28 protein-coding genes and 1 tRNA gene are annotated in these 26,944 nt (G+C 68.0%); 12 read left to right on the forward strand and 17 right to left on the reverse strand.

The features are described from left to right. Window positions 1–30: 30 nt before the first annotated feature. Window positions 31–1,125, reverse strand: a complete 1,095-nt coding sequence (locus M9M90_RS10780) for a 3-deoxy-7-phosphoheptulonate synthase (protein WP_254833246.1) — start codon at window positions 1,123–1,125, stop codon at window positions 31–33. A 318-nt stretch (window positions 1,126–1,443) separates the two neighbouring features. On the opposite strand from M9M90_RS10780, the gene M9M90_RS10785 reads away from it, so the two are divergent. The 5 genes from M9M90_RS10785 (at window position 1,444) to hflX (ending at window position 7,589) form a co-directional block, all read left to right on the forward strand. Continuing rightward, a complete protein-coding gene (locus M9M90_RS10785) occupies window positions 1,444–3,669 on the forward strand; it encodes a PAS domain-containing sensor histidine kinase (RefSeq protein ID WP_254833247.1) in 2,226 nt (741 codons plus the stop codon). Continuing rightward, window positions 3,669–5,060, forward strand: a complete 1,392-nt coding sequence (locus M9M90_RS10790; RefSeq protein ID WP_254833248.1) for a sigma-54 dependent transcriptional regulator — start codon at window positions 3,669–3,671, stop codon at window positions 5,058–5,060. The genes M9M90_RS10785 and M9M90_RS10790 overlap by 1 nt, the downstream gene beginning before the upstream one ends. After that, on the forward strand, window positions 5,060–5,923 hold the full coding sequence (locus tag M9M90_RS10795) for a D-amino-acid transaminase (RefSeq protein ID WP_254833249.1): 864 nt from the start codon (window positions 5,060–5,062) through the stop codon (window positions 5,921–5,923). The genes M9M90_RS10790 and M9M90_RS10795 overlap by 1 nt, the downstream gene beginning before the upstream one ends. 101 nt (window positions 5,924–6,024) lie before the next feature. Continuing rightward, a complete protein-coding gene (gene hfq / locus M9M90_RS10800; RefSeq protein WP_254833250.1) occupies window positions 6,025–6,276 on the forward strand; it encodes an RNA chaperone Hfq in 252 nt (83 codons plus the stop codon). Continuing rightward, on the forward strand, window positions 6,273–7,589 hold the full coding sequence (hflX, locus tag M9M90_RS10805; protein WP_254833251.1) for a GTPase HflX: 1,317 nt from the start codon (window positions 6,273–6,275) through the stop codon (window positions 7,587–7,589). Before hfq ends, hflX begins: the two co-directional genes overlap by 4 nt. Window positions 7,590–7,595: 6 nt before the next feature. On the opposite strand, the gene mazG is transcribed toward hflX, so the two are convergent. Next, window positions 7,596–8,390 carry a nucleoside triphosphate pyrophosphohydrolase gene (gene mazG / locus M9M90_RS10810; protein ID WP_254833252.1) on the reverse strand — a complete coding sequence of 265 codons (795 nt, stop codon included), beginning with the start codon at window positions 8,388–8,390 and terminating at the stop codon, window positions 7,596–7,598. A gap of 73 nt (window positions 8,391–8,463) precedes the next feature. Beyond that, the gene (locus tag M9M90_RS10815; protein ID WP_254833253.1) at window positions 8,464–8,964 is read right to left on the reverse strand and encodes a hypothetical protein; all 501 of its coding nucleotides are present in this window, start codon (window positions 8,962–8,964) and stop codon (window positions 8,464–8,466) included. A gap of 193 nt (window positions 8,965–9,157) precedes the next feature. Between M9M90_RS10815 and M9M90_RS10820 the strand changes: the two genes are divergently transcribed. Further along, window positions 9,158–9,337: a YegP family protein gene (locus tag M9M90_RS10820; protein ID WP_254833254.1), complete on the forward strand. Its 180-nt coding sequence runs from the start codon at window positions 9,158–9,160 to the stop codon at window positions 9,335–9,337. Here the strand turns inward: M9M90_RS10820 and M9M90_RS10825 are convergent. Continuing rightward, window positions 9,334–10,347 carry an LLM class flavin-dependent oxidoreductase gene (locus M9M90_RS10825; RefSeq protein WP_254833255.1) on the reverse strand — a complete coding sequence of 338 codons (1,014 nt, stop codon included), beginning with the start codon at window positions 10,345–10,347 and terminating at the stop codon, window positions 9,334–9,336. The genes M9M90_RS10820 and M9M90_RS10825 overlap by 4 nt on opposite strands. A gap of 36 nt (window positions 10,348–10,383) precedes the next feature. Further along, window positions 10,384–10,821: a GNAT family N-acetyltransferase gene (locus M9M90_RS10830; RefSeq protein WP_254833256.1), complete on the reverse strand. Its 438-nt coding sequence runs from the start codon at window positions 10,819–10,821 to the stop codon at window positions 10,384–10,386. A gap of 51 nt (window positions 10,822–10,872) precedes the next feature. Here M9M90_RS10830 and M9M90_RS10835 point away from each other — a divergent pair, with 51 nt between their 5' ends. Together M9M90_RS10835 and M9M90_RS10840 are read left to right on the forward strand one after the other, a co-directional pair. Next, window positions 10,873–11,304, forward strand: a complete 432-nt coding sequence (locus M9M90_RS10835; RefSeq protein WP_254833257.1) for a GNAT family N-acetyltransferase — start codon at window positions 10,873–10,875, stop codon at window positions 11,302–11,304. Window positions 11,305–11,617: 313 nt separating this feature from the next. After that, the gene (locus M9M90_RS10840; RefSeq protein WP_254833258.1) at window positions 11,618–12,028 is read left to right on the forward strand and encodes a hypothetical protein; all 411 of its coding nucleotides are present in this window, start codon (window positions 11,618–11,620) and stop codon (window positions 12,026–12,028) included. Here M9M90_RS10840 and M9M90_RS10845 read toward each other — a convergent pair. Continuing rightward, window positions 12,025–13,692 carry a TIR domain-containing protein gene (locus tag M9M90_RS10845; RefSeq protein ID WP_254833259.1) on the reverse strand — a complete coding sequence of 556 codons (1,668 nt, stop codon included), beginning with the start codon at window positions 13,690–13,692 and terminating at the stop codon, window positions 12,025–12,027. The two genes, M9M90_RS10840 and M9M90_RS10845, sit on opposite strands and share 4 nt — an antisense overlap. Before the next feature lie 103 nt (window positions 13,693–13,795). Here M9M90_RS10845 and M9M90_RS10850 point away from each other — a divergent pair, with 103 nt between their 5' ends. Then, complete coding sequence (locus tag M9M90_RS10850) at window positions 13,796–15,193, forward strand: NAD(P)/FAD-dependent oxidoreductase (protein ID WP_254833260.1); 1,398 nt, start codon at window positions 13,796–13,798, stop codon at window positions 15,191–15,193. Here M9M90_RS10850 and M9M90_RS10855 read toward each other — a convergent pair. The 6 genes from M9M90_RS10855 to M9M90_RS10880 are packed head-to-tail and all read right to left on the reverse strand — an operon-like array spanning window position 15,190 to window position 20,009. After that, window positions 15,190–15,795 carry a phosphoribosylglycinamide formyltransferase gene (locus M9M90_RS10855; protein WP_256549194.1) on the reverse strand — a complete coding sequence of 202 codons (606 nt, stop codon included), beginning with the start codon at window positions 15,793–15,795 and terminating at the stop codon, window positions 15,190–15,192. The genes M9M90_RS10850 and M9M90_RS10855 overlap by 4 nt on opposite strands. Then, window positions 15,792–16,616 (reverse strand): MBL fold metallo-hydrolase, encoded by an 825-nt coding sequence (locus M9M90_RS10860; RefSeq protein ID WP_254833262.1) that lies wholly within the window; start codon window positions 16,614–16,616, stop codon window positions 15,792–15,794. The genes M9M90_RS10855 and M9M90_RS10860 overlap by 4 nt, the downstream gene beginning before the upstream one ends. Continuing rightward, window positions 16,613–17,389 carry a TatD family hydrolase gene (locus M9M90_RS10865; protein WP_254833263.1) on the reverse strand — a complete coding sequence of 259 codons (777 nt, stop codon included), beginning with the start codon at window positions 17,387–17,389 and terminating at the stop codon, window positions 16,613–16,615. Before M9M90_RS10865 ends, M9M90_RS10860 begins: the two co-directional genes overlap by 4 nt. Window positions 17,390–17,395: 6 nt before the next feature. Beyond that, window positions 17,396–18,388 (reverse strand): DNA polymerase III subunit delta', encoded by a 993-nt coding sequence (locus tag M9M90_RS10870; RefSeq protein ID WP_254833264.1) that lies wholly within the window; start codon window positions 18,386–18,388, stop codon window positions 17,396–17,398. Then, window positions 18,381–19,028, reverse strand: a complete 648-nt coding sequence (gene tmk, locus M9M90_RS10875) for a dTMP kinase (RefSeq protein ID WP_254833265.1) — start codon at window positions 19,026–19,028, stop codon at window positions 18,381–18,383. Before tmk ends, M9M90_RS10870 begins: the two co-directional genes overlap by 8 nt. Window positions 19,029–19,067: 39 nt before the next feature. Then, window positions 19,068–20,009, reverse strand: coding sequence for a septal ring lytic transglycosylase RlpA family protein (locus tag M9M90_RS10880; protein WP_254833266.1), 942 nt, complete (start codon window positions 20,007–20,009; stop codon window positions 19,068–19,070). A gap of 160 nt (window positions 20,010–20,169) precedes the next feature. Here M9M90_RS10880 and M9M90_RS10885 point away from each other — a divergent pair. Both M9M90_RS10885 and M9M90_RS10890 read left to right on the forward strand, forming a co-directional pair. Continuing rightward, window positions 20,170–20,259, forward strand: a tRNA-Ser gene (locus M9M90_RS10885). Window positions 20,260–20,406: 147 nt separating this feature from the next. Then, a complete protein-coding gene (locus tag M9M90_RS10890; RefSeq protein WP_254833267.1) occupies window positions 20,407–21,171 on the forward strand; it encodes a hypothetical protein in 765 nt (254 codons plus the stop codon). Window positions 21,172–21,203: 32 nt separating this feature from the next. Here M9M90_RS10890 and M9M90_RS10895 read toward each other — a convergent pair whose 3' ends face one another. From M9M90_RS10895 to M9M90_RS10915, 5 genes are all read right to left on the reverse strand, one after another. Further along, window positions 21,204–21,608, reverse strand: coding sequence for a DUF1801 domain-containing protein (locus M9M90_RS10895; protein WP_254833268.1), 405 nt, complete (start codon window positions 21,606–21,608; stop codon window positions 21,204–21,206). A 70-nt stretch (window positions 21,609–21,678) separates the two neighbouring features. Continuing rightward, entirely contained in the window at window positions 21,679–21,888 is a 210-nt protein-coding gene (locus M9M90_RS10900; protein ID WP_254833269.1) for a hypothetical protein, read from the reverse strand. Window positions 21,889–21,945: 57 nt separating this feature from the next. Further along, window positions 21,946–22,377, reverse strand: a complete 432-nt coding sequence (locus M9M90_RS10905; RefSeq protein WP_254833270.1) for an SRPBCC domain-containing protein — start codon at window positions 22,375–22,377, stop codon at window positions 21,946–21,948. Further along, the gene (locus tag M9M90_RS10910; protein WP_254833271.1) at window positions 22,374–22,697 is read right to left on the reverse strand and encodes a helix-turn-helix transcriptional regulator; all 324 of its coding nucleotides are present in this window, start codon (window positions 22,695–22,697) and stop codon (window positions 22,374–22,376) included. Before M9M90_RS10910 ends, M9M90_RS10905 begins: the two co-directional genes overlap by 4 nt. Window positions 22,698–22,995: 298 nt before the next feature. Further along, complete coding sequence (locus tag M9M90_RS10915; RefSeq protein ID WP_254833272.1) at window positions 22,996–24,825, reverse strand: NAD(P)/FAD-dependent oxidoreductase; 1,830 nt, start codon at window positions 24,823–24,825, stop codon at window positions 22,996–22,998. Between the two features lie 224 nt (window positions 24,826–25,049). On the opposite strand from M9M90_RS10915, the gene M9M90_RS10920 reads away from it, so the two are divergent. Then, on the forward strand, window positions 25,050–26,750 hold the full coding sequence (locus M9M90_RS10920) for a class I adenylate-forming enzyme family protein (RefSeq protein WP_254833273.1): 1,701 nt from the start codon (window positions 25,050–25,052) through the stop codon (window positions 26,748–26,750). The last annotated feature ends 194 nt before the right edge of the window (window positions 26,751–26,944 follow it).

A 26,944-nucleotide genomic window follows, 5' to 3' on the forward strand; every position in this document is an offset into this window, starting at 1 on the left:
TCGGGATGAGCGGAGGAGTTAGTGCATCCGCTACGCCATCTCGTCCAACGCCTGTGTGCTGACGCCCAGGCCATGCGCGCGACGCGCGCGGACCGCCGCGGCGAGGTCGTCCAGCACCTCCACCGAGGTCGCCCAGTCGATGCAGCCGTCGGTGATGCTCTGGCCGTAGGTCAGGGCTTGGCCCGCGACCAGGTCCTGGCGGCCGGCCACCAGGTGGCTTTCGACCATCACGCCGACGATCCGGCTGTCGCCGGCGGCCACCTGGCCCGCCACGTCGCGGACGACGGCGGGCTGGTTGGCGGGGTCCTTGCGGCTGTTGGCGTGGCTGGCGTCGACGATCAGGCGCGGGGCGAGGCCCGAGGCGATCATCTCGGCGGCGGCCGCGGCCACCCCGGCGGCGTCATAGTTCGGGACCTTGCCGCCGCGCAGGATCACGTGGCTGTCCTCGTTGCCGCGCGTCGAGGCGATGGCCGAGCGGCCGTGCTTGTCGACCGCCAGGAAGTGGTGCGGCTGGCTGGCCGCCTTCACCGCATCGACGGCGATGCGCAGGTCGCCGCCGGTGCCGTTCTTGAACCCGACCGGGCAGGAGAGGCCGGAGGCCATCTCGCGATGGATCTGGCTCTCCGTCGTCCGCGCCCCGATGGCGCCCCAGGCCACCAGGTCGGCGATGTATTGCGGGGTGATCACATCGAGGAACTCGACGCCGGCAGGCAGGCCCAGTTCGTTGATCTCGCACAGGAGCCGGCGGCCCAGGCGCAGGCCTTCGTCGATGCGGAAGCTGCCGTCCAGGCGCGGATCGTTGATCAGGCCCTTCCAGCCGACCGTGGTGCGCGGCTTCTCGAAATAGACCCGCATGACGATCTCGAGATCGCCGGCCAGGCGCTGGCGCTGCTCGGCCAGCCGCCGGGCGTAGTCCATGGCCGCGACCGGATCATGGATGGAGCAGGGGCCGATCACCACGATCAGCCGGTCGTCGCGGCCCACCAGAATCTCGTGCTGGGCGCGGCGCGACCGGGTCACGGTCTGTTCGGCCCGCGGGCTTGCGGGCAGCTCGGCCATCACCGCCACCGGCGGGGCCAGCGGCTTGATGTCGAGGATGCGAAGGTCGTCGGTCGTATGGGGCATGGGGCGCTCCGGAGGGTTGGTCGGGTCCGGCGGCGCTTATGAAAAAAGCCGCCAGAACCTGGCGGCTTGAAAAGGGCTGTGACTAGGACCGTCTGGTCAGGTCACGCGATCCCCTTCCTCCGCCCAGGGCGTCGGAATAGCCAAAATACCAAAACGAATATTGGTTGGCCGCGAGGATCATCGGACGATCAGATAGTCCAACCGCCGCCGCTTGTCATCCCGTCTCGCCGCGACCATCTGATCCATCCGCTACGGTGAAGCTTGAGCGCAACATGACTGTTGCGCCTGGGGTACAGTCCCCTCTAGGATCGGCCAGTGATGGCGTTTCTGGTCCAAGACGGCGGTGCTGAGGCGACCCCGTCCGCAAGGCTCTGGCGGACGCTGCAATCGCGCTATGTGCTGGGCGGCGGCTACGCCCTGGCCGCCCTGTTGACGGCGGTGGCCATCCTGCTGGCCGCCTCGCCGCCCGAGACCGGCCCCCTGGAGCCGGCGTCCAAGAACATCCTGGCGATCCTGGGCTTCAACCTGGTGCTGATCCTGGCCCTGGCCGCCCAGGTCGGGGTCCGGCTGGCGGCCTTGCTGCGGGCCCGATCGGAAGACGCCGGCGCGCGCCTGCATCTGCGGTTCGTGACCCTGTTCGCCCTGGCCGCCGTGGCCCCGGCCGTGGTGGTGGCCCTGTTCTACGGCGTGCTGGTCAATCGCGGGGTGGAGAACTGGTTTTCCGAGCGCGTCCAGACGGTGATGGAGAATTCCGCCACGGTCGCCCGCTCCTATGTCGAGGACCAGAAGCGCTATGTGGGCGACCACGTCTCGCTGATGGCGGTGGACCTGAACCGGGCTGCGCCGGCCCTGCAGGCCAGCCCCGTCACCTTCAGCCACTTCCTGGCCTACCAGGCCTCGTACCACGCCTTTCCGGCCGCCTATCTGATCGACCGGCAGGGCCGAATCCTGGCCCGCGCCGAGGCGGTGGACGCGCCGAGGTTCGTGACCCCGCCGGAACCGAGTTTCAAGGCCGCCGACGAGGGCGACATCTTCGTCACCACGGACCTGACGCGGGCGCTCTATAAGCTGTCGGCCTATCCCGACGGCTACCTCTATGTGACCCGGCCCGTACAGAAGGGCATCGTCAATCACCTGCAGGAGGCCGACCGCTCGCTGGCCGCCTATCGCGAGGCCGCTGAGAGCCGGTCTCGGATCCAGACGGTGTTCGCGCTCGCCTACATGGAGACGGCCATGCTGGTCCTGGTGGGCGCGGTCTGGCTGGGCCTGGGCGCGGCCAACGCCATCTCCGCCCCGGTCGGGCGGCTGGTGCAGGCCGCGGGGCGGGTGGCCGGAGGCGACCTCAACGCCCGCGTCGACGCCGACAACGACCCCGAGGAGATCGCGGTCCTGTCGCGGGCCTTCAACAGCATGACCCATGACCTGCAGGCCCAGCAGGCGGCGCTCAAGGCGGCGGGCGACGAGGCCGAGCAGCGGCGGATGTTCATCGAGACCGTGCTGGCCGAGGTCTCGGCCGGGGTCATCGGCCTGGACACCGAGGGCCGCATCTCCGCGGCCAACCGGCAGGCCAAGGTGCTGCTCGACCTCAGCGACGGCGGGGTGCGCGGGCGGCGGCTGAGCGAGGTGGCGCCCGAGTTCGCCCTGATCGCCGAGAACGCCCTCATCGCCGGCGAGGCCGAGGAAGAGGTCGATGTCGCCCGCGACCGCGAGACGCGGCGCCTGAGGGTCCGGGCCAGCCGCTCCGAGGGCGGCCTGGTGCTCACCTTCGACGACATCACCCGCCTGGTCTCTGCCCAGCGCAACGCCGCCTGGCGCGACGTGGCCCGCCGCATCGCCCACGAGATCAAGAACCCGCTGACGCCGATCCAGCTGTCGGCCGAGCGGCTGCGCCGGAAGTTCCGCGGCGGGGTCGCGCCCGAGGACCTTGAGGTCTTCGACCGCTGCACCGACACCATCGTACGCCAGGTGGACGGCATCGGCCGGATGGTCGACGAGTTCTCGTCCTTCGCCCGCATGCCCGCGCCCAAGTTCGCCGAGCAGGACGCCGTGGAGCTGTTGCGGGCCGCGGTGTTCGCCCAGCGGGTCGCTAGCCCGGACATCGACGTGGAAATGATCGAGCCTGCGCCGGAGGTCACGCTGCTGGCCGATGGGCGGATGCTGTCCCAGGCGCTGACCAACCTGCTGAAGAACGCCGCGGAGGCGGTGAGCGCCCGTATGGCGACCGCCCACGACCTCCGCGGACACGTCACAGCCCAGCTCCTGTCGAGCGAGCAGGGAGTGGAGATCGTCGTCGAGGACAATGGCGTAGGCCTGCCCGCCAAGGACCGCGACCGGCTGACCGAGCCCTATGTCACCACCCGTGAAAAGGGTACGGGGCTGGGCCTGGCCATCGTCAAGCGCATCCTGGAAGACCATGGCGGCGAACTGATACTGACCGACGCGCTCAGCGGCCAAGGCGCGCGCGCGGTTCTGAAATTCCCGACGACGGCGCGGGTGAAAACCCCCGCGGCCCCCACCTCGGCGCAAGGCGTAGGAGTGACCTGATGGCGGCTGATGTTCTGGTAGTCGACGACGAGGCGGACATCCGCGAACTGGTGGCCGGCATCCTGTCCGACGAAGGCTATGGCGTCCGGACGGCGACCGACTCCGAGAGCGCGCTGGCGGCGATCAAGTCGCGCAAGCCGGCCCTGCTGATCCTCGACATCTGGATGCAGGGCGGGGGCATGGATGGGCTGGAGCTGCTCGACATGGTCAAGGCGCTGGACCCTGACCTGCCGGTGATCATGATCTCGGGCCACGGCAATATCGAGACCGCGGTCAGCGCCATCAAGCGCGGGGCCTATGAGTTCCTGGAGAAGCCCTTCAAGTCCGACCGGCTGCTGCTCTGCGTCGAGCGGGCCCTGGAGACCAGCGGCCTCAGGCGCGAGAACCGTCGGCTGCGCACCCAGGCGATCCAGCCGGAGGGCCTGATCGGCCGCTCGGTGGCCGCCCAGCAGCTTCGCGGCCTGATCGCCAAGCTGGCCTCGGCCAACAGCCGGGTGCTGATCGCCGGTCCGCCCGGGGCGGGCAAGGAGACGGTGGCGCGGCTGATCCACAACGCCAGCCCCCGCGCCAAGGGCGAGTTCGTGGTGATCAGCGCCGCGGGCATGACGCCCGAGCGGATGGACGTGGAGCTGTTCGGCGAGGAGGGCGCCGGCGGCCGTCCCGCCAAGATCGGGGTGTTCGAGAACGCCCACGGCGGCACCCTCTATCTGGACGAAGTGGCCGACATGCCGCGCGAAACCCAGAGCCGGATCCTGCGGGTCCTGGTCGAGCAGCGCTTCCGCCGGGTGGGCGGCGACAGCGACGTTCAGGTCGACGTCCGGGTGGTCTCCTCGACCTCCCGCGACCTGCGAGAGGAGATCGCCGGCGGCCGGTTCCGGGAGGACCTGTTCCATCGCCTGAACGTGGTGCCGGTGACGGTGCCTGGCCTGTCGGAGCGCCGCGAGGACATCCCCGAGCTGGTCGACTACTTCATCCAGCGGATCTGCGAGGCCAGCGGCATGGCCCGTCGGCGGCTGGCCGACGACGCCCTGGCCACCCTGCAGGTCAAGGCCTGGCCGGGGAACCTGCGCCAGCTGCGCAACAACGTCGAGCGCATGCTCATCCTGGCCTCGGGCGATCCGTCGGAGGCGATCAGCGCCGACATGCTGCCCGGCGACGCCACCCCCAGCGACCAGCCGAGCACGCTGGGCGCCGAGCGGATCATCGCCCTTCCGCTGCGCGAGGCCCGTGAGGTGTTCGAGCGCGAGTACCTGAACGCCCAGATGATGCGGTTCTCGGGCAATATCTCGCGGACGGCGGCCTTCATCGGCATGGAACGCTCGGCCCTGCACCGTAAATTGAAGTCGCTTGGCCTGTCGGGCGCGCGGCCTGTCGAAGAGGAAGACGCGTGATGGGGCGCTATGCCTATGTGAACGGGGCCTTCGTGCGCCACGGCGACGCCTGCGTCCACATCGAGGATCGGGGCTATCAGCTCGCCGACGCGGTCTATGAGGTCTGGGCCCTCTTCGACGGCAAGCTGGCCGACCCGGAGGGGCATTTCGCCCGGCTGGAGCGCAGCCTGGGCGAGTTGAAGATCGCCATGCCCATGAGCCGCGCGGCGCTCACCATCGTCCTGCGCGAGGCGGTGCGCCGCAACCGGGTGCGCGAAGGCCTGCTCTATCTGCAGGTCGGCCGCGGCGTCGCGCCGCGCAACCACGCCTTCCCGGACGGCGAGGTTCCGCCCAGCGTGGTGATCACGGTCTCCGCCATCGACCGCGCCGCCACCGAGGCCAAGGCCGCCAAGGGCGTGGCGGTGATCACCACGCCCGAGAACCGCTGGGGCCGGTGCGATATCAAGACCGTCGGCCTGCTGCCCAACGCCATGGCCAAGCAGGCGGCCAAGGAGCGCGGCGCGGTGGAGGCCTGGTTCGTCGACGAACTGGGTTTCGTCACCGAGGGCGCCTCGTCCAACGCCTGGATCGTCGACGGCGAGGGGCGGCTGCGCACGCGCGACACCAACGCCAACATCCTGCGCGGCGTGACCCGGTTCACCCTGCTGGACGTGCTGCGGGAGGAGGGGATGGAGGTCGACGAGCGGCCCTTCACCCCCGCCGAGGCCAAGGCGGCGAAGGAGGCCTTCATCACCGGCGCGGGCGCCCTGGTGCTGCCGGTGATCAAGGTCGACGACCATCCGGTGGGAAATGGCGCCGTCGGACCCATAGCGATGAAGCTCCGTCGCCTCTATATCGAGCGCGCGAGGGCGACAGCCATCTAAAGACCCACGCGCGATTGCGCCCGTCATGCGGGACGGTCTAGCGTTCAACTTGTGTGTGGAGAGCGTCTTGCTCTTCGATCCAGAAAAAAGGGCGAAAAGCCATGTCGAACAACGAAAAGAAGCAAAACCTCCAGGACACGTTCCTGAACAGCGTCCGCAAATCCAAGACGCCCCTGACCATCTTCCTCGTGAACGGCGTCAAGCTGCAGGGGGTGGTGAGCTGGTTCGACAATTTCTGTGTGCTGCTGCGTCGCGACGGCCAGTCCCAGTTGGTCTATAAGCACGCCATCTCCACCATCATGCCGGCCCAACCCGTGCAACTGTACGAACCGGCGGAAGACGAAGCCGATTGACGTCAAAATCAGTTGATCGCGAGGCCCCGCCGCAAGGCGCCCTCGTCATTCACCCCGAACGGGACGGGCGCGACTCGTCGCGCAGCGCCGAGGCGCGCCTTGAAGAAGCCATCGGCCTCTCCCTGGCGCTGGATCTCGAAACCCGCGACGCGATCATCGTGCCGCTACGCAAACGCACGCCCGCCACCCTGTTCGGGTCGGGCAAGGTGCTGGAGATCGAGAAGCTCTGCGAGGAGCTCGAGGTCGACGTGGTGGTCGTCGACGACGCCCTGACCCCCGTCCAGCAGCGGAATCTGGAGAAGGCCTGGAAGGTGAAGGTCATCGACCGCACCGGCCTGATCCTGGAGATCTTCGCCCGCCGGGCGCGGACCCGCGAGGGCCGCCTGCAGGTCGAGTTGGCCAGGCTCTCCTACGAGAAGTCCCGCCTGGTCCGCACCTGGACCCACCTGGAACGCCAGCGTGGCGGCTTCGGGGTGATGGGCGGTCCCGGCGAAACCCAGATCGAGACCGATCGCCGGCTGCTGGCCGAGAAGATCGGCAAGCTGAAGCGCGAGCTGGTGGAGGTGCGCCGCACCCGCAACCTGCAGCGTGGGGCGCGCCAGAGACATCCGTTCCCGTCCGTGGCCCTGGTGGGCTACACCAACGCCGGCAAGTCGACCCTGTTCAACCAGCTGACCAAGGCCGACGTGGTGGCCCAGGACATGCTGTTCGCCACCTTGGACCCCACCTTGCGGATGCTGGACCTGCCCGATGGGCGCCCGGCGATCATGTCCGACACGGTGGGATTCATCTCCGACCTGCCGCACGAACTGGTCGAGTCCTTCCGCGCCACCCTCGAGGAGGTGAAGGAGGCCGACGTCATCCTTCACGTCCGCGACATCGCGAGCGCCGAGAGCGCCGCCCAGGCCCAGGACGTGCGCACGGTGCTGGAGCGCCTGGGGGTCAAGGTCGAGGACCGCAACATCCTCGAGGTCTGGAACAAGTGCGACCTTGTGGACGAGGACCTGCGCGACGACCTTGCCGGCGACGCGCGCCGCCAGAAACCGCCCGCGGTTCTGGTCTCGGCGGTCACCGGCGAGGGCTGCGAGGCCCTGCTCGCCACGATCGCGGCCCTGGTGGACGACGCCGAGCCGGTTGAGGTGTCCACGCTGGCGGGTGAGGGCGGGGCGGCGATCGCCTGGCTCTACCGTAACGGGCGGGTGATGGGCCGCCACGACGACGACAAGGGCGGGGTCCAGCTCTCGGTGAAACTGACGCCCCAGGCCCTGGGCCAGTTCGAACAGCTCTTCCCGAAGGTCGAGCTGCGCCACTGACCGCGCTCAGCCGGCCGCCTTCTCCGCCGCCTTGGCGGCGTCCCACAGGGCGTCCATCTCCTCCAGGTCGGACTGGTCGGGTGTCTTGCCGCGCTCGGCCAGCGCCGCCTCGATGAAGCGGAAGCGCCGCGCGAACTTGGCGTTGGTCGACCGCAGGGCGTCCTCGGGTTCGATGTCCAGGGTGCGGGCGATGTTGGCGACCACGAACAGCACGTCGCCCAGCTCCTGGCGGGCCTTCTCCAGGTCGCCGGCGGCGATCTCGTGTTCGAGCTCGGCCACTTCCTCGTGCAGTTTCTCGACCACCTTCTGGACCGTGGGCCAGACGAATCCGACCGAGGCCGCGCGCTTGGAAAGCTTGGTCGCGCGGGTCAGGGCCGGCAGGCCGACCGGCACATTGTCCAGAAGGCTGACCGTGACGCCCTTGGCCGCCCGCTCCTGGGCCTTGATTATCTCCCAGGCTTCCGTCTGCTCGGCGCTGGTTCGGTAGCCCTCGTCACCGAACACGTGCGGGTGGCGGCGGACCATCTTGTCGGCGATGGCCGCGGCGACGTCGTCGAAGTCGAAGGCGCCCTGGTCCTGGGCCATCTGGCTGTGGAACACGACCTGGAACAGCAGGTCGCCCAGTTCCTCCTTCAGATCGGTGAGGTCGCCGCGCTCGATGGCGTCGGCGACCTCATAGGCTTCTTCCACCGTATAGGGGGCGATGCTGGCGAAGGTCTGCTCCAGGTCCCAGGGACAGCCGGTTTCGGGCGTCCGCAGAGCGGCCATGATCGCTCGCAGGCGGTCGATGGGCGCGGTCATCACAAAACAATCCCCTTGGCGCCCTTATCCTCGGCGACCCGATCAGAGCGCGCGTCGCCGGGGCAGGCAAGCCCTAACGGCGTGCGTAGACCTTGCCGCGGCCAAGCTGGAAGGCGAAGCGGTCGATGCCGTGCTCTGCGTCGGCCCAGGTTCCGCCGATGCGCGAATCCCGGATATCCGACTCGTACCAGCTGTAGCGGATGGGCGTGACGTCGCCGTCGATGGAGATGGCCTTGCCCTCGACCGCCAGCCCTCCGGTGCCGAAGCTCTGGTAGGAGAGGCCGGGGCGGTCGCCGAGCTGCTTGAAGGTCGGACGGTTGGGCCGGGCGTCGGTCAGGGTGAGTTCGACGCGCCCGCCGGCCAGGACACCGGTGCGTTGCAGCTCGCGCCGCACATCGGCCTGGAGCTCGGCGACCAGGCGGTCCACGTCGCGAACGCCGTAGTCCTCGGCCGCCTTCTTGGCGAGTTCGGGACCGACGGTCACCTGGACGCTGGAGACTGTCGAGAGCGGTTCGGCGAGGGCCGAACCGGCCAGGCCGAGGAAGGTAATGGCCGTGACGAGAAGAGTGCGCATGGGGATGCTCCGGTGCGAAGGCGAGCGCAGCGTTCGATAAGAGATAGGCCCACGACGACCGAAGCGAAAGGCATGCCCAAAGCGTGGCCTTAGTGTGGCGGCCAGCGTCGCCTGATGATGGCTTGACGGTTCGCGGCGGACAGCCAAGTCTCGTCGCGAGCGATCAACTCAACCGACAAGAAGGAGGCCTCGCATGGCCCACAAGTTCGAAATCTCCAAGGACAAGGCCGGCGAGTATCGGGTCAAGTTCAAGTACAACAGCGAGGTCATGTTCTCGACCGAAGGCTACTCATCGAAGGCCAGCGCCAAGCAAGCCATCGAGTCCATGAAAAAGAACGGCCCCGACGCTCCGATCGACGACACGACCGACTAGGCGCGAGCCGGCTCCAGGCGCGCGAGATCGTCGCGCGCCTGGGCGGCGATCTCGAAGGAGGCCAGCCGCGCGGCGTGGTCGTAGACCTGGGCGGTGACCATCAGCTCGTCGGCGCCGGTGCGCTCGACGAAGGCCGCCAGGCCCCGCGCCACGGTCTGGCGCGAACCCACGACAGCGCAGCTCAGCGCCTGGCGAAGCATCGGCCCGCCCAGTTCGTCCAGGCGGCCCTCTGGGTCGTCGACCGGCGGGGGCAGGGGCCCGGCCCGGCCCTGTCCCAGGTTGATGAAGGCCTGCTTCACCGAGGTGAAGAGCCGCTGAGCTTCGGCGTCGGTCTCGGCTGCCACCACGTTCACGCCGGCCATCACATGGGGCCGGTCCAGATGCTCGGATGGCCGGAACTGGCTGCGATATAGCGCCAGGGCCTGGTCCAGATAGGCCGGGGCGAAGTGCGAGGCGAAGGCGTAGGGCAGGCCCAGCGCCGCGGCGAACTGGGCGCCGTAGGTGCTCGACCCCAGGATCCAGAACTCCACGTCCAACCCCGCGCCCGGCACCGCACGGATCAGCTGTCCCGGCTGGGCGGGGCGGAAATAGTCCATCAGCTCGATGACGTCGCGGGGGAACTGATCGACATCGGTGGCCAGGTTGCGCCGCAGGGCGCGGGCCGTGGCCTGGTCCGAACCCGGCGCGCGGCCCAGGCCCAGATCGATCCGGTTGGGATAGAGCGAGGCCAGGGTGCCGAACTGCTCGGCGATCACCAGCGGCGCGTGGTTGGGCAACATGACGCCGCCGGCCCCCACCCGGATGGTGGTGGTCGCCTCCGCCACATGGCCGATGATCACGGCGGTGGCGGCGCTGGCCACCCCGGTCATGTTGTGATGCTCGGCCAGCCAATAGCGCTTGTAGCCCCAGCGTTCGGCGTGCTGGGCCAGGTCGCGGGTGTTGCGGAACGACTGGGCGGCGTCGCCGCCCTCGACGATGGGCGACAGATCGAGGACGGAGAGGGGTGTCATCCGCTCCATATGGGGGTCTCCGTCCCGCAGGCCAGCCTAGAGTTCGAACGCGTAGCCGATCGCGGCGTCCTCGCTGGCGTCGGCGCCCTCGGTCCCGCCGACGGAGACATAGAGCGCCCGGGCCGCGGTGTTGCCGACATTGGTCAGCACCCAGGCCTCGACGCAGCCATGGTCGCGGCCGACCTGGAGCAGGGCGCGCATCACCATCTTGCCAAGACCCTGGCCCTGGTGACTGGCAGCGATCCCGACCTCATTGATCCAGAGCTCCGCCGGCTTGTCGGGATGGACGTAGTGGACGCCCGAAGCGAAGCCCACCACCAGGCCGTCGTCGACCGCGACCGCGATGTGGTGGCGGGGATCGGTGAGGAATTCCCGGGCGAGGGCCGGATCCACGGGGTTGTCGAACACTTCCGCGGCCACACGGCTGAGCACGGCCTCATCGCCGGACTGGAGGATCTTGATCTCAACTGCCATGCTGAACCAACTGGTTGTCGCACCTGGTGGGTCGATACGGAATCCGACGAAATGCAGATCCGAAAGGCCGTTATCGCGGATCAGACGCAACTGAAAGACTGCGTTCAGGCGTCATTGGAAGCGACCTATGGCGGGCTGTGGAGCTCGGAGCCGCTTTCGATGTGGGACGAGGCCTGGACGGCCGCGCGCATCGCATGCCTCAACGGGAGGATCGTCGGCGTCGGTCTGACCCGCGATGACGTCCTTAGCGATCTCTGGGTGCATCCTTCAGCTCAGGGACTGGGCGCGGGAACCCGACTGCTGGCCCGGCTGGAGCAGGAGATCTTCGCTCGCGGATTCGCGGTTGCGCGCCTGCGCTGCCTCGAACCCAACACCAGGGCCCGGAAATTCTACGCGTCGCGGGGCTGGTCGGAGGTCCGCGTGTATCCGCACGAGACGATCCCGCTGAACACCGTCGACATGGAGAAGGCGGCGAATTCGTAGCCGAATGACCGTATATCAATTGCGCCTAAGGAAGATTATCGGAAATTGCAGGCATGTGCGGGTGACACCGCTGAGTGATGCTCCGCGATCTTGGTTCAAACTACAACGCCGCGGCTGTGGCGGCGGCGACCACGGCAGATCACGCGGCTCCGGTCTTAATGACTGCTAACAACATGGCCGACAGCGGCCAGATTTGACGCGGACACCACAAGTTGTTTGACGGCGGATCGGAAGAACAATGTAATTCCAGGGTGTCCGGCCCTAGCCTCTGCTCGTGGCCGACAGCTTAATTTCGCGCGATTGGGGGTCAACCATGCCCAGGTTCCAGACGCTGCTTTCCGACCTCAACACTGCTTTCAACAGGCATGAAATCTCAAAACGGGTGGAGCGGATCGACGCCTTCGGGCCAGACCGTCCGCTTGACGAGGCGCTCGCCGAGATCGTGTCCGAGCCTGGAAGTGTCGAGCATCGGGCCTTCCGGAACTATATCCGCAAGATTCCTCCGGCAATTCAGGAGGGCCTGCGCAGCACCATCTACTCGGCGCTGCGGACCTCGCCGCCCACACTGATCACCTATGCCTGGGCGCCCGGCTACGACTTCGAGGCCACCTATTGGCAGGCGCCGGACACCGACGAGACCCGCGGCGGGATCACCGTCCTCATCAAGAGCCGCTATCCGGCGGATCGGCATCCGCTGGATACGGGCGGCGATACGTCGGCCTAGGAGCTGGCTGCGACTCCGGCGGCGGCGAGCCGCAGAGCCTCGCGCAGATGGTCGAGTTGCCGTCCGTCGGCATAGGGCGCGGCGCGCGGCCGGCGGGGCGACACCGGCGTGGCGCGGGCCTTGGCGTAGGCGATGGCCGCCTCCTCCAACCGCCCAAGCCGCGCCAGGCTCGCCGCCAGCACGGTCGAGGCATAGGGATCGGTGGGCAGGGTCGCTTCACTGGCCTGCTCGATGGCGGCCTCGTACCGGCCGGCGTAGTAGTTCGCCAGCGCCAGGGTTTCGCGCATGGGTCCAAGCTGCGGATCGAAGGGGCTGAGGCGGAGGCTTCGCTCGATGGGCTCCATCGCCGCCTCGGCCTGGCCGCTGAAGATCAACACCTGTCCCAGCCGATAGTGGCCATAGGCGAAATTGGGGTTCAGCCGCACCGCCTGGCGCGCGTTGGCCAGCGCGCCGCGATGGTCGGCCAGGTACAGGGCCGCCCCCGACAGGGCGAAATAGCCGTAGGCGTCGCGGGGATCGAGGGTGATGGCGCGCAACGCCGCATCGCTGGCCTCACGCAGGGTCGCCGTCGGGTCGCTGGAAATGCCGAAGATCGCCTGGCCGTAGAGCACCCGGGCCAGGCCGATGTGGCCTAGAGAAAGGTCGCCATCCAGGCGGATCGCCTCCTTGAACAAGGCATATGCCTCGGCGTCACCCTCCTCGGTGAGCTTGTTCAGGTGCCACATGCCCCGGTAGAAGCAGTCCAGGGCCGTGAAATCGTTAACGGCCTTGTGAGCGGCGCGAAAGCTCTCGCCGATCAGCATGGCGGGTTCGATGGCCGCCACCACCTGCTCGGTGATCTCGTCCTGCAGGGCCAGGATGTCGACCAGGTCGCGGTCGTACTGCTCGGCCCAGACGTTGGTTTCGGTCGCGGTGTCGATCAACTGGGCGGTGACCCGCGCCCGCGCAGCCAGCTTGCGCACGGCCCCCTGCAGTACGTAGCGAACGCCCAGTTCGCGGGCGACGCGGCCGATGTCGGCTTCTCCGACGCCGTAGCGGGCGCTGCTTTCGCGCGCGATGACAAAGAACCAACGCCATCGCGACAGCGCCGTCACCAGGTCCTCTGTCATGGCGTCGGCGAAATAGTCCTGCTGCAGGTCCCCGCTCATGTTCTTGAAAGGCAGGACGGCGATGGACGGTCTGCCCGGGGTCGCCGACGCCCTGTCGGCGGCATGGCTGGCCGCTGGAGACGTCTGAGAATTCGCCGCCGGTGAGGCGGCGGGCCCCTCGGCTTTTGACTTCACCAGCTCGGCGATGCTGGCCAGGACCTTGTTCCATTCGCCCCCCTCGCCCTCGCCGCCCCAGCCCGCCAGATCGGCGCAGTAGATCTGGTCGAAGGGCATGGGCGGGACGCAGGGCTCCAACACGACTTGAACCAGCTTCCCGCACTCGCGCGCCCGGTTGGCCTCGGACCGCACCCATTGGGAGCGGATGGCGTCGGCCGACCACAGGACGATCACCGCCTTGGCGGAGTCCAGCTGTTCGGCGATGACCTCGGCGTAGGATCGGTGCGGGGGCAACTCATCGTCGCGCCACACCTCATAGCCCGCCCCGCGGAGCACCTCGCCCAACAGCTTGGCGTGGGCGGCGGAGGATCTCGCGTACGAGATGAAGATGTCCGGCATGGCCCTTGGCCCCGCAGACCTGAACAGACAAACCTAGCACATCATGGGCCTGACGTTGGGGCACGCTTTACCACCCTGCCCTCCCTGCTAGGCTCCCGGCACAATGACAATCCAGGGAGCTAGCCAGGTGGCCGAACCGCGACTGCCCAAGGCCTGCATCATCGGCGCGGGATGTTCCGGCTTCACGACCGCCAAGCGGCTCAAGGATTTCGGTATCCCCTACGACTGCTTCGAGATCTCCGATGAGGTCGGGGGCAACTGGTACTACAAGAACCCCAACGGCATGTCGGCCTGCTACGAGAGCCTGCATATCGACACCTCGAAATGGCGGCTGGCCTTCGAGGACTATCCCGTGCCGACCGACTGGCCGGACTTCCCTCACCACGCCCAGCTCCACCAGTACTTCAAGGACTATGTGGACCACTTCGGCCTGCGTGAGACCATCACCTTCAACACCGCGGTGGAGAAGGCCAGGCGCACGGCCGAGGGCCTCTGGTCGGTGACGTTGTCGACCGGCGAGACCCGCACCTACGACGCGCTGTTCGTCTGCAACGGTCATCACTGGAGCCCGCGCATCCCGGAATACGAGGGCGAGTTCGACGGCCCGGCCTTCCACAGCCACGCCTATTTCGACCCGTTCGATCCCGTGGACATGCGCGGCAAGAACGTCGTGGTGGTGGGCATGGGCAACTCGGCCATGGACATCGCCTCCGAGCTCGCCCAGCGCCCGATCGCCAGGAATCTGTGGGTCTCGGCCCGCCGGGGCGTCTGGGTGCTGCCGAAGTACATGAACGGCAAGCCCGCCGATAAGGCCAGCGCCCCGGCCTGGATCCCGCGCAAGCTGGGCCTGGCCATGGCGCGCGGGGTGATCAAGAAGGCCCTGGGGCGGATGGAGGACTACGGCCTGCCCAAGCCCGATCACGAGCCCCTGGAAGCCCATCCTTCCGTAAGCGGCGAGTTCCTGACCCGGGCCGGCTGCGGCGACATCAAGTTCAAGCCCGCCATCCAGCGCCTGGAAGGCAGGCAGGTGCGGTTCGCCGACGGCAGCGTGGAGGATGTGGACGCCATCGTCTTCGCCACCGGCTATGACATGCGCTTTCCGTTCTTCGAGGATCCGGACCTGGTTCCGGACGCCGATCACCGGCTGCCGCTGTTCAAGCGGATGATGAAGCCAGATGTCCCGAACCTGTTCTACATGGCGCTCGCCCAGCCCCTGCCCACCCTGGTGAACTTCGCCGAGCAGCAGGCCAAGCTGGCGGCGGCCTACCTGGCTGGGCGCTATCGTCCGCCCTCCCCCGATGAGATGCGCCGGGTCACGGCCCAGGACGAGCAACGCCACCTGGGCCAGTACTATCCGTCAAAGCGCCATACCATCCAGGTCGACTTCAACGCCTATGTGGCCGACCTGAAGCGGGAAATCGCCAAGGGCGAGAAGCGCGCCAAGGCTGCGGGTTACACCCTGCCCGTGCCGGCGCGCGCCGAACCGGCCCTCGCCGGCTAGTCGGGAAGGACCAGCTGGCCGCTGGCCACGCGCCGCAGGGTGTCGACGAAGAAACGCGGCTCCAGTTCCGTGATCCGGGCCTCCAGGCTGTCGACGGTTTCGTCGGGCGCCAGGGGAACGGCGCGGGCGGCGATCAACGGGCCGTTGTCATAGATCTCGTCGACCAGGTGGATGGTGACGCCGCTCTGCGCCGCGCCGGCGGCGATCACCGCCTCATGCACTCGGCGGCCATACATCCCCTCCCCGCCGAAGCGCGGCAGCGGGCCGGGATGAATGTTCAGGACCCGGTTGCGATAGGCGCCTAGCGTGCGCGGGCCCAGCCGGCGCAGATAACCCGACAGCACCACCAGCTCGACCCCGGCCGCCTGCAGCGCCGCGCAAAGCTGCGCGTCCGCAGCGTCCGGATCGGTTTGAGTGGTGATGACCTGCGTCGGGACGCCGTGCGCCCGGGCGAACTCCAGGGCTTGGGCCGCGCGGTTGTTGCTGACCGCCAGGCGCGCCTCGCCGGCCAGGGTCCCGGCCTCGATGGCGGCCACGATTGCCCTCAGACTAGAGCCGTTTCTCGACGCCAAGAATCCCAGCCTAAGTGGCGTATTTATCATCGATAATGGCCGTTCAGTTCATGTTCGAACCTCAGGCCGTCGAAGGCGGGCTCGACCCCTGGCGGGAGCTGCGCGGCCAGGGCGGCGTAGTCGAGATCGATATGCATGTTGGTGAGGATCGCCCGGCGCGGCCTCAGCCGCTCGATCCACTCCAGAGTCCGCTCGACGTGGGCGTGGGTCGGGTGCGGCCGCCAGCGCAGGGCGTCGACGATCCAGACGTCGAGACCGGCCAGCGCCTCGAGCGCCGCTCCGTCCAGATCGACCACGTCGCTGGAATAGGCCACGTCGCCAAAGCGGTAGCCCACAGACCTCACCGCGCCGTGGTCCTGGTCGAAGGTCACGACCGGAATGGCGCCCGACGGCCCGTGAACCGCCCATGCCTCACCGTGATGCGGGATCTCGTGTAGCTCGGCGATGGCCTGATAGGCCGCCTCCCCCTCGAAGATGTAGCCGAACCGCCGCCGCATGCTGGCGGCCGTGGGCGCGTCCACGTGGCAGGCGATCCGCGCCCGCTGACGGATGGCGAAGGCGCGGACGTCGTCGATGCCGTGGGTCTGGTCGGCGTGGTCGTGAGTCAGGAGCACGCCGTCGAGGCGCTTGGCCCCCGCATCTGAGGTCTGCCACACCAGATCGGGCGAGGTGTCGACAACCAGGGTGGTCTCATCCTCGGCCCGCTCCCCCCTGCGCCGGACCAGCAGCGAGCAGCGGCGGCGGCGGTTCCGCGGGTCGGCCGGATCGCAGGCGCCCCAGTCGCCGTCGGCGCGGGGGACCCCGCCCGAGGAGCCGCAGCCCATGATGGTGAACTCAAGAGTGCCGCTCATGGCCGCGGAATCCGGTCGAACAGGTCGAAGAAGGCGTCCTCGGTGCGGCGCTCGGCCGCCTCCGGCGTCCAGCCGCGGATCTCAGCCAGCTTGTGAACGATGGGCGCCAGATAGGCCGGCTCGTTGCGCCGGCCGCGATGCGGGACCGGGGCCAGATAGGGGCAGTCGGTCTCCACGATGATCCTGTCGGCCGGCATGTCGGCGATGATTTCGCGGACGTCCTCGGCTGCCTTGAACGTGGCGATGCCGGAGACCGAAAACCAGGCCCCGATCGCCGCCATCCGCGCCGCCAGTTCCGCCCCGGAGGTGTAGCAGTGCATCAGGAGCCTGAACGGCGCGCGGCCATACGCCTCTTCCAGCATGTCGCCCATGACCGCGTCGGCCTCGCGGGTGTGGACCACCAGCGGCAGGCCGGTCTCTCGGGCCGCGGCGATGTGCTGGCGGAATACGTCGGCCTGGATCTCGCGCGGGCTGAGGTCGTAGTGAAAATCCAGCCCCGTCTCGCCGATCCCCACCACGCGCGGGTCGGCCGCGAGGGCCACCAGCTGGGCCGTGGTCAGGTCAGTATGGTCCTTGGCCTCATGCGGATGCGCCCCCACGGTGCACCAGATGTCGGGCTGGTCGGCCAGCGCCCGCACCTTGGGAAAGTTGGGGATCTTGTCGCAGATATTGACCATCAGCCCGATCCCGGCGGCCCGGGCGCGGGCGATCACCGCCTCGCGATCCTCGTCGAATTGCGGCGCGTGGAGATTGACGTGGCTGTCGATCAGCATGGGGTCTCAGGCGCGGGCGGCGTCGCGCAGTTCGGTTAGGGCGGAGAAGAAGGCGTCCGCGCGGTCGAGATTGACCGCCTCCACCTCGCGCGGAAGGCGCTGCAGCGTCTCCCACGCCGCGGCCCAGCGATCAAGGCCGCCGAAGCCCTCGGCCGCCTGGCGCCGCAATTGGCCGTGCACCCGCTCGGCCAGGCGCTCAATCAGCAGGGCGAACTGCTGGGCCCCCTCCCCGCCGCGGAACCGGTCGGCGAGCGCGAGCGCCATGCCCTCGTCGACCTTGGGCAGGTTGAGCAGGATCTCGCGCGCCGCGTCATCAATGGCCACCGCGCCCGCCGCATAGAGGGCCACCGCCCGGCCGGGCGCGCCACCCGCCATCCGCGACACCCGGATGGCGTCCTCGGCGTTGGCTTCGGTCCGCGCCTGGACGAAGGACGCCACGTCGGCCTCCGGCAGGGCGTGGAAGGCGAGCCGTCGGCACCGCGAGCGGATGGTGGGCAGCAGCCGCCCGGGCGAATGGGAGACCAGCAACAGGATGCCGCGCGACGGCGGCTCTTCCAGTGTCTTCAGCACGGCGTTGGCGGCGTTGACGTTCAGGTCGTCGGCGGCGTCGATGATCGCCACCCTGTGCGGCGAGGTGGCCGGCGACTTGGAGAAGAACTCCGAGAGCTTGCGCGCTTCGTCGACCGGGATGACTTTGCGCGGCTTGCCGTCTTCGCCGATCCGCTCCAGCACCAGGATATCGGGATGGGAGTGGGCGATGATCTGGCGGCTGACCGGATGGTCGGGCGAGGCGCCGAGGATCCCGTAGCTCGGCTCGGGCGGCGCGCCCAGCAGTCGGCGGGCCGCGCGATAGGCGAAGGTCGCCTTGCCCACCCCTTCCGGCCCGGTCAGCAGCCAGGCGTGGTGCAGTCGACCCCGCTCGCGGGCGTCCTCGAAGGCCGTCTCGGCGATCTCGTGGCCCTGCAGGGTGAAGGTCAGCCGGGGATGGTCCTCAGCCATGGATGGCCAGCCGATCGGCGACCGCCGCCCAGACCTGGGCCTCGACCCCTTCGATGGTGTCGGCCGCGTCGATCAGGGCGCAGCGGTCCGGCTCGGCCGCGGCTATGGCCTGGAAGGCGGCGCGCAGGCGTTCGTGGAAGGCCGCGCCCTTTGACTCGAACCGGGTCTCGGCGTGACCGGCGGCGGCAGCGTGGGTTTCGGCCCGGGCCAGGCCTACGGCCACCGGCAGGTCGAAGATCAGGGTCAGGTCGGGCCGCACGTCGGCGACCACGTGGTTCTCCAACGCTGCGATCAGGCCGGGCGCGACGCCGCCCGCCCCGCCCTGATAGGCCCGGGTGGAGTCGAAGAAGCGGTCGCAGACCACCCAGGCGCCCCGCTCCAAGGCGGGCGCGATGGCGCGCTCAATGTGGTCGCGCCGCGCGGCGTACATCAGCAGGGTCTCGGTGACCGGGCTCCAGCGGTCGGCGGATCCCTTCAGGACCAGGTCGCGGATCGCCTCCGCGCCCGTGGAGCCCCCGGGCTCGCGGGTGGCGACCACATCGTGGCCGGCCACGCGCAGGCGCTCGACCAGGCGCCTGACCTGGGTCGATTTCCCGGCGCCCTCGCCGCCTTCGAAGGTGATGAACCGACCACGTGCCACGCGGCCAAATTGGCCGGTTCGCCGGCTTTGTCCAGCGCCCTAGAAGGGCCGAACGACGCGGGCCTCGGCGAAGCCGTAGGAGGCCACGCGGTCGCGCAGGCTCCAGGCAGCTCCCTCATCGGCCCCGCCCGCCAGCATGACCCGGTAGAGGGTCACCCCGTCGGCCCGCTGCACCGGCTCGATGGTCGCCGGGCCCGCCCCGGCCAGCTGGTCCGCCACCCGCTGGGCGTTGGCGGCCTCCGCGAAGGCTCCGGCCTGGACTCGATAGACGCCCGCGGTGGCAGGGACAGTCTTGACCGGCTGGACCGCGGCGATGGGCGCGAGCGGCGCCGAGGCGACCGCCGTCGGCGTGAGACCGCTGTAGGGGATGGGCGCGGCCGGAAGCGTCGAACTCGGCGGCGGCGAACCGTCGTAGGACGCATGGCGCAGGCCGGCGTCGGGCGGACCGAGTTCGGCCGGGCCGGCATAGCGCACGCGGACATTGGCCGTGCCCTGGCGGTCGAAGCCGAGCTGGCGCGCGGCCTCCCGCGACAGGTCGATCACCCGGCCGCCGACGAAGGGCCCGCGGTCGTTGACGCGCACGGTCATCTTCTTGCCGTTGTCGAGGTTGGTCACCTCCACCATGGAGGGCAGCGGCAGGGTCGTGTGCGCCGCCGAGACCGCGTTCATGTCGAAGACCTCGCCATTTGCGGTCGGCTTCATGTGGAACTCGTCGCCGTACCAGGAGGCGATCCCCTGCTGGTCGTAGGTCGGCTCTTCCTTGGGCACGTACCAGATGCCGGCCACCTGATAGGGTGCGCCGACCTTGTAGCGGCCGCCGGCTCCGTTGGGCTGGGCGCCGGGCGAAGGCCCCGAGGCGATCGGCCCGCCGGTCGGCATCCGCGCCGAATAGCGCGGCTGAGGCGTGGCGCAGGCGGCGAGCGCCGCACTCCCCATCAGCACCATGGCCAGGCTGCGCGCTTTAATCTGGATGCAGGTCATAGACCGCCCTTCCCTGTCTCGAACGCTCCCCAGCGCCATGCTCGGGGCCCAACATGGGCGCAAGGGTTTGAGCCAGGGTTAAGGAACAGGGTTAATTCGTTAATCCTGTTGCGCGCTTGGAGCCCCCCGCCCCGCGCTGCTATAGGCGCTGGTTCGCGCCGGATGGGTGGCCGAGTGGTTTAAGGCAGCGGTCTTGAAAACCGCCGTGGGTGAAAGCCCACCGTGGGTTCGAATCCCACCCCATCCGCCAGCGCCAGCGCCAGCGCCAGCGCCAGGAAGGCGAAGGGCTCCCAATAGTTCCTAATGTTCAGCGTCGAACGCGGATTTTGATTGCACTCGGCGCAATTCACATCCCAGGGTTATGTGGCGGGCCTGTTCCCGCGGAGCGGGGGCTCAAGTGCGCATCACAAAATTAAGTGTCGCGGCTGCAATCGCGCTGTCGTTTGCGTTGTCAGGGTGCGCCTACAATGCGCCAGTGGCCGTCTCTCCTAACCTCAACGTCTACTCCTCCTACTCTGAGAAAATTCCTGGTCGTTTCGTCCTGGTAGTCGACGCCGAGGCCTTCAATACGACAGTTCGTCCGACCGGCCTTGCCTGTTCCGCTCACCACTACCCTTTGGACCTCAGGCAGCAGTTCGTCGCATCAGTGACCTCAACGCTGCGCCAATTGGTCGATGACGTTCAAATATTGGAGCGACCGCTTCCCGCAAGCGACCTGGCGAGAAACGGCTTCGCGGGCCAAGTCGTGGTGAACGCCGAGACGCTAACGGCGCGGCTACAGGTGGTTGAGGGCTTCTTCAGATCCACGGCGGACTCGGTCGTCGAGCTCAGCGCCGGGATGACTGTCGACACTGTGAATGGCAGGGTTCTGGGCACATCTGCCCAAGGGTTCGGAAACGCGCAGAACGATGCCGGGATGATGTGCGGCAACACCGCGACGGCGATCGGCGGCGCCACCGAGAAAGCGATGCGACAATTGCTGGGGCAACTCGGGGAGCGGTTGAGCAACTCAGAAAGGCTGCGAAGGTCCGCCGCGCAGGAACCCGTTAGGGCCTTGGCGCCCAGCGCGGCCGCGGCCGCGGCCGCCCCAGCGGCTGCACCTAAGGTGGCGTGCGGGATGGTCAAGGGTCCCAATGGCGGGTCTAAACTCGTACCCTGCTGAAGGTGCGCAAAGCGTTCCTGACCATCGCCCGGCTACTTCGCGGAGCGCCCGGGTCGCTTCGAAGTGTTGAGCGTCACGGCGGCGCGGATGAGCGCCCTCAAGGCCTCTTCGTCGATCTTGTCGCCCTCGTGGATATCGATGGCCCGCCGCGTATTGCCCTCGAGGCTGGAGTTGAACAGGCCCGAGGGGTCGTCCAGCGAGGCGCCCTTGGCGAAGGTCAGTTTGACGGCGGTATTGTACGTCTCGCCCGTGCAGATCAATCCGGCGTGCGACCACACCGGCACCCCTCTCCACTTCCACTCCTCGACCACCTCGGGGTCGGACTGCCGGATAAGGCTTCGCACCCGGGCGAGCGTCTCGCCGCGCCAGTCGTGCAGGCCCTTAATCTTTGCGTCGATCAGCTGCGACGCGGAGGCCACTTCGGTTCTATCACTCATGGTTGGTCGTCATCTCGTGCGCCGTTGTCATTCTGAGCATCGCAAGCTGGTTGAGGCTCCACGCTCGTGCCTAGCCGTCGGCGCGCAGCGCGCCGCGCCGCTTAGCAAGGTACGGCAGGACGAACATGTAGAGGCCCGTGAGCGTCATCAGGGCGAGCGGAAACAGCGGCAGGAAATACTCCTTGCCCATCCCCAAGGTGACAAAGATGGCGGCCACGATGGCCGTGAAGACGATCGACAGCCAGCGGTGGGTCTGCCGGATCCAAATGTTCCAGTTCAAGGGGATCTCCTCTGAAGACGAGCCGATGCGGATGGGATGTTCTGGCTGGCGGCGGCCTCAAGCGCCCCGCGTCAGGAGTTGGTCCAGGTTTTCAAGGAACTGCCGCCACCCGACCATGGCGCCGCCGAAGGCCTGCTTCTGGTCCGGCCGGAAGCCCACCTGCTCCATGCGAAGGTGAGTGCCCGTGCTCGTCGGGGTCAGCGTGAAGGTCACCACGCTCGTCAGATCGAAGGCCGCATCGTCGTGCTTGAAATTCCAGGTGTAGGACAGCGTCCGATGCGCCTCGACGGCCAGGACCTCGCAGTCCAATACGCCGCCCCAACCTCCGCGAAGATTGAAACGGTGGCCCACGACCGGCTCAAAGTCGTTCTTCATGAGCCACGCCTCGATCAGGTGCGGTTGGGTGAGCGCGCGCCAGAGCCTTGCCGGCGGATGGGCGAACTCCCGCTCCACCACGACGGAGCGGGTTTCGGTCTTGGTGTTGCTCACTGGTCCATTCTCCCGAGCAGGTTTTCGAGATCGTCGAAGCGGGTTTCCCAGAAGCCGGTCATCTGGCTCGTCCAGTCGACCAGAGGGGCCAGGGCGGCGAGCTGCGCGCTATAGTGCGTCTGGCGGCCGGAGTGGCGGTCGCTCACCAGCCCGGCCTGCCTCAGGACCCCCAAATGCTTCGAGACAGCGGGCTGCGAGACCCCGGCCTGGGCTGTCAGGGCCCCGACGGTCTGCTCGCCTTCGCGGCACAGGCGTTCGAAGATCGCCCGCCGAGTGGGATCGGCGAGCGTCCTGAAGATCACGTCGTGCGCATTGGGCATCGAAATACATAACTCACTGGCTATTGATCTAACTCATAACCAGCGGGATATGTGTGAGTCAAGTGGACGTCAGTGGCTGGCGCCCTACCCCCAAGGGCTCCAGGCCCATAGGACGCCGGCCACGACCGCAAGGCCGCGAAGCTCGTTCAGGACGAGCAAGGCCAAGCCGATCCTGCCGACCGGAATCTTCCGCCCGCGCACAACCATGACCTGAGCGAAGCATGCCCGCCCGGTGAAGTGAAGAAAAAATTAACCTTCTTTAATATCGCCCCGCCAGAGGGCGAAGGCGGCCTCGGCCTCAGACCGAAGTCCGCAGCTCCAGACCCGGCAGTCCGCCGTCGGCGCGCCACTCCTCCAGCAGCTTGGTGAAGGCGATCGGTCCCTTACCGTAGGGCCCGTTGCGAACCGCCGAGGCTGAGGGCTTGCCCTCGTTGTTGTAGTAGCCGGGCGTGCACTCCTCGGCGAACTTCTGGCGCAGGATCGCCGTGGAAATGATGGTCTCCACCCACTCGGTCTCGGCGGCTTCAGAGGTCTCGACGGTGCGGACCTGATGGTCCAGGCAGTGCTTGACGATATAGGCCAGGTGCTTGGACTGCTCGTTCATCATGTGCGGGAAATTGACCGTGAACCCCGACTGCGAGTTCGAGAACACGAAGCAGTTGGGGAAGCCGCGCACGTGCATGCCGTGCAGGGTCGACAGACCGTCGCGCCACTTCTCGGTCAGGGTCAGGCCGTCGCGGCCGTGCAGCTCGTAGCCCGAGCGGCGGGTGTAGTCGGTGCCGACTTCGAACCCGGTCGCGTAGATCAGGCAGTCCAGCTCGTACTCGCGGCCGTCGACCACCACGCCGCGCTCGGTGATCCGCTCCACGCCCCGGCCCTGGGTGTCCACCAGGGTGACGTTCGGACGGTTGAAGGTGGCCAGATACTCGTCGTGGAAGCAGGGGCGCTTGCAGAACTGGTTGTAGTAGGGCTTCAGCGCCTCGGCGACGGAGCCGTCCCGCACCACGGAATCCACCCGTCCCCGGATCTGCTCCATCTTCTGGAAATCGGCCAACTGCACCAGGGCGGCCGGATCGTCGGGCGTCCCCTGCCCGCCATCGCCGGCGCGCTTGCGGGCGATCAGGCCCAGGTTGCGAATGATGTCGGTCCAGCCGTCATTGACGAGGTCCTGCTCGGCGAACCCGCCGGTGACCAGGGTGTTGAAGTTGTCCATGCGGCTCTGTTGCCAGCCGGGCTCCAGACTGCCCGCCCAGTCGGGATCGGTCGGCCGGTTGTTGCGCACGTCGATCGATGACGGAGTGCGCTGGAAGACATAGAGCTCGCCCGCCGCGGCTCCGAGGTGGGGCACGCATTGAACCGCCGTCGCCCCGGTCCCGATGATCCCCACCCGCTTGCCGGCCAGGCCGGTGAGCCCGCCGTTGGAGTCACCGCCGGTATAGGCGTAGTCCCAGCGGCTGGTGTGAAAGGAATGACCCTTGAAGGTCTCGACCCCGGGGATGCCCGGCAGCTTGGGCCGATGCAACGGTCCGTTGGCCATGGCCACGAAGCGCGCCTTCATCCGGTCACCACGGTTGGTGGAGATGATCCAGCGCGAGGTCGACTCCTCCCAGACCATCCCGGTGACTTCCGTCTGGAAGCAGGCGTTGGAATAGAGGTCGTACTTGGTCCCGATCGCACGGCTGTGGGCCAGGATCTCCGGCGCGCGGGAATACTTCTCGGCCGGCATGTAGCCGACCTCTTCCAGCAGCGGCAGGTAGATGTAGGATTCCACGTCGCAGGCGGCGCCCGGATAGCGGTTCCAGTACCAGGTGCCGCCGAAGTCGCCGCCCTTCTCGATCAGGCGGATGTCCTTCACCCCGGCCTCGCGCAGGCGCGCCCCGGCCAGCAGGCCGCCGAAGCCGCCGCCGATCACCACCACCTCGACCTCGTCGGTCAGCGGCTCGCGGCTGAACCCTGGCTCGACATAGGGGTCGTCGAGGTAGTGGGCGAAGTCGCCGACGATCTCCTGGTACTGTTGGTTTCCGTCGGCGCGCAGCCGCTTGTCGCGCTCGGCGCGGTACTTGGCGCGCAGCGCCTCGGGATCGAAGCCCAGATCTGTCCTGGTTTCGACGTCAACGGAATCCGCCATGAACCGCTCCTCCAACATACCGCTTCATCTAAACTCACCCTCCCCGCGCGGAAGGCAAGGGGCCATGACCGTGGCGCATGGAAGCAAGGCCGTTCGAAGCTTCCGTAGGGTCCCCGTGGCGCAGGCGAAGAGGTTCCACTACCTTGCTGTCTGTCGGCGACGCCCGGCGGTGGAACGGCTCACGGGCGCCTCGACGCGACCGCGGGAACAAGAGGTAGGGATCGATGCACTACAAGGAATTGAAGCAGGCCTGGACCGAGCTCACCGCGCCCGGACAGCCGTTCGAGATCGTCGAGGTCGAGGTGCGCGGCGAGAAGCTGCGCGCCTTCCGGCACGCGCCACCCTCGGTGCGCGAGATCTGGCTTTCGACGCTCCAGTTCGCCGATCGCGACTATCTCGTCTACCAGGACGAACGCCTGACCTATGGCGAGGCCCACGCCAAGGTGAACGCCATCGCCGCCTGGTTGACCGAGCAGGGCGTACGCCCCGGCGACCGGGTGGCCATCGCCATGCGCAACTATCCCGAATGGATGCTGATCTACTGGGCCTGCGTCTGCCTCGGCGTGGCCGCGGTCGGCATGAACGCCTGGTGGGTCACCGAGGAGCTCGCCTATGCGGTCAAGGACTCCGCGCCCAAGGTGATCTTCGCCGACAGCGAGCGCCTGCCCCGCATCCTGGAACGTCCCGAGATCGCCGAGGGCGCCTTGCTCGTCGCCGTGCGCACCGATCCCGTCCCGGCCGGCGTCATCCCGTGGGCGGATGTCGTGGCCAAGGGCGGCGGGATGCCGGCGGTGGCGGTTGATCCCGACGCCGACGCCTGCATCTTCTACACGTCGGGCACGACCGGCTTCCCGAAGGGCGCGCAGCTTACCCACCGGGGCTGTGTCGCCAACCTGATGAACATGATGTTTTCCGGTCAGGTCCAGGCCTTGGCCACGGCGCGGGCCACAGGCGTCATGCCCGATCCGGCCGCGCCGGTTCCGATCCCGGTGGGACTGATCACCACCCCGCTGTTCCACGTCACCGCCAACAACTGCGCCGCCTACGCGATCAGCGCCGCCGGGGGCAAGATGGTGCTGATGTACCGCTGGGACGCCGGCGAGGCCCTGAAGCTGATCGAGCGCGAGGGCGTCACCGCCATGAGCGGCGTGCCGACCATGGCGCGCGAACTGATCAGCCACCCTGACTTCGCCGCGACCGACACGTCCAGCCTGACCACCTTGGGCGGCGGCGGCGCGCAGCTTCCGCCCGACCTGGTTGGCAAGATCGACGCCCAGGTCAAGACCGCCCGCCCCAACACCGGCTACGGCATGACCGAGACCTGCGGAATCATCACCGCCGTGGCCGCCGACTTCTTCGTCGACAAGCCCGAAAGCTGCGGCCGCGCGATGCCGACCTTCGAGGTGAAGGTGGTCGACGACGAGGGTCGGACCCTGCCGCCCGGACAAGTCGGCGAGTTGTGGGTCAAGGGCACCCCGGTGATAAAGGGCTACATCAACCGTCCCGAGGCCACCGCCGAGTCGATCCACCAGGGCTGGCTGCGCACCGGCGATGTGGCCCGCATCGACGAGGACGAGTTCATCTTCATCGTCGATCGCAAGAAGGACATGGTTCTGCGCGGTGGCGAGAATGTCTATTGCGCCGAGGTCGAGGCCACGATCTTCCGGCACCCGGCCGTGGCCGAGACCTGCGTTTTCGGCGTCCCGGACGCGCGCCTGGGCGAAGAGGTCGGCGCCGCCGTGGTGCTGCGCCCGGGCGAAAGCCTCAGCGCTCAGGACCTGCGCGCGCACTGCGCGGCCATCGCCGCCAAGCACAAGATCCCGCGCTATATCTGGTTCCTGGAGGACCCCATCCCGCGCAACGCCAGCGGCAAGTTCCTCAAGCGGCAGCTGCGCGAGACCCTGGCCGTGGACGCCGCGGTCTAGGTAGGGTTCGGCCGCAGGCGACGGATCGGCGCGAACAGGCTAATTCTGTTTAACCCGAAGGACTTTCGCCGCGCGACCCGCGACCTATCGCCCGTCAGGCTTGTATTTCCCGCCTGCGACGGCGACTGTCCCCCCGGGTGTTCAGGCGCAGCTTCGGCGGCGTCATGGCGGTGCGAATCTGTCGAGTTCGCTCG

This window comes from Phenylobacterium sp. LH3H17 (genome assembly GCF_024298925.1).
GTDB lineage: Bacteria > Pseudomonadota > Alphaproteobacteria > Caulobacterales > Caulobacteraceae > Phenylobacterium.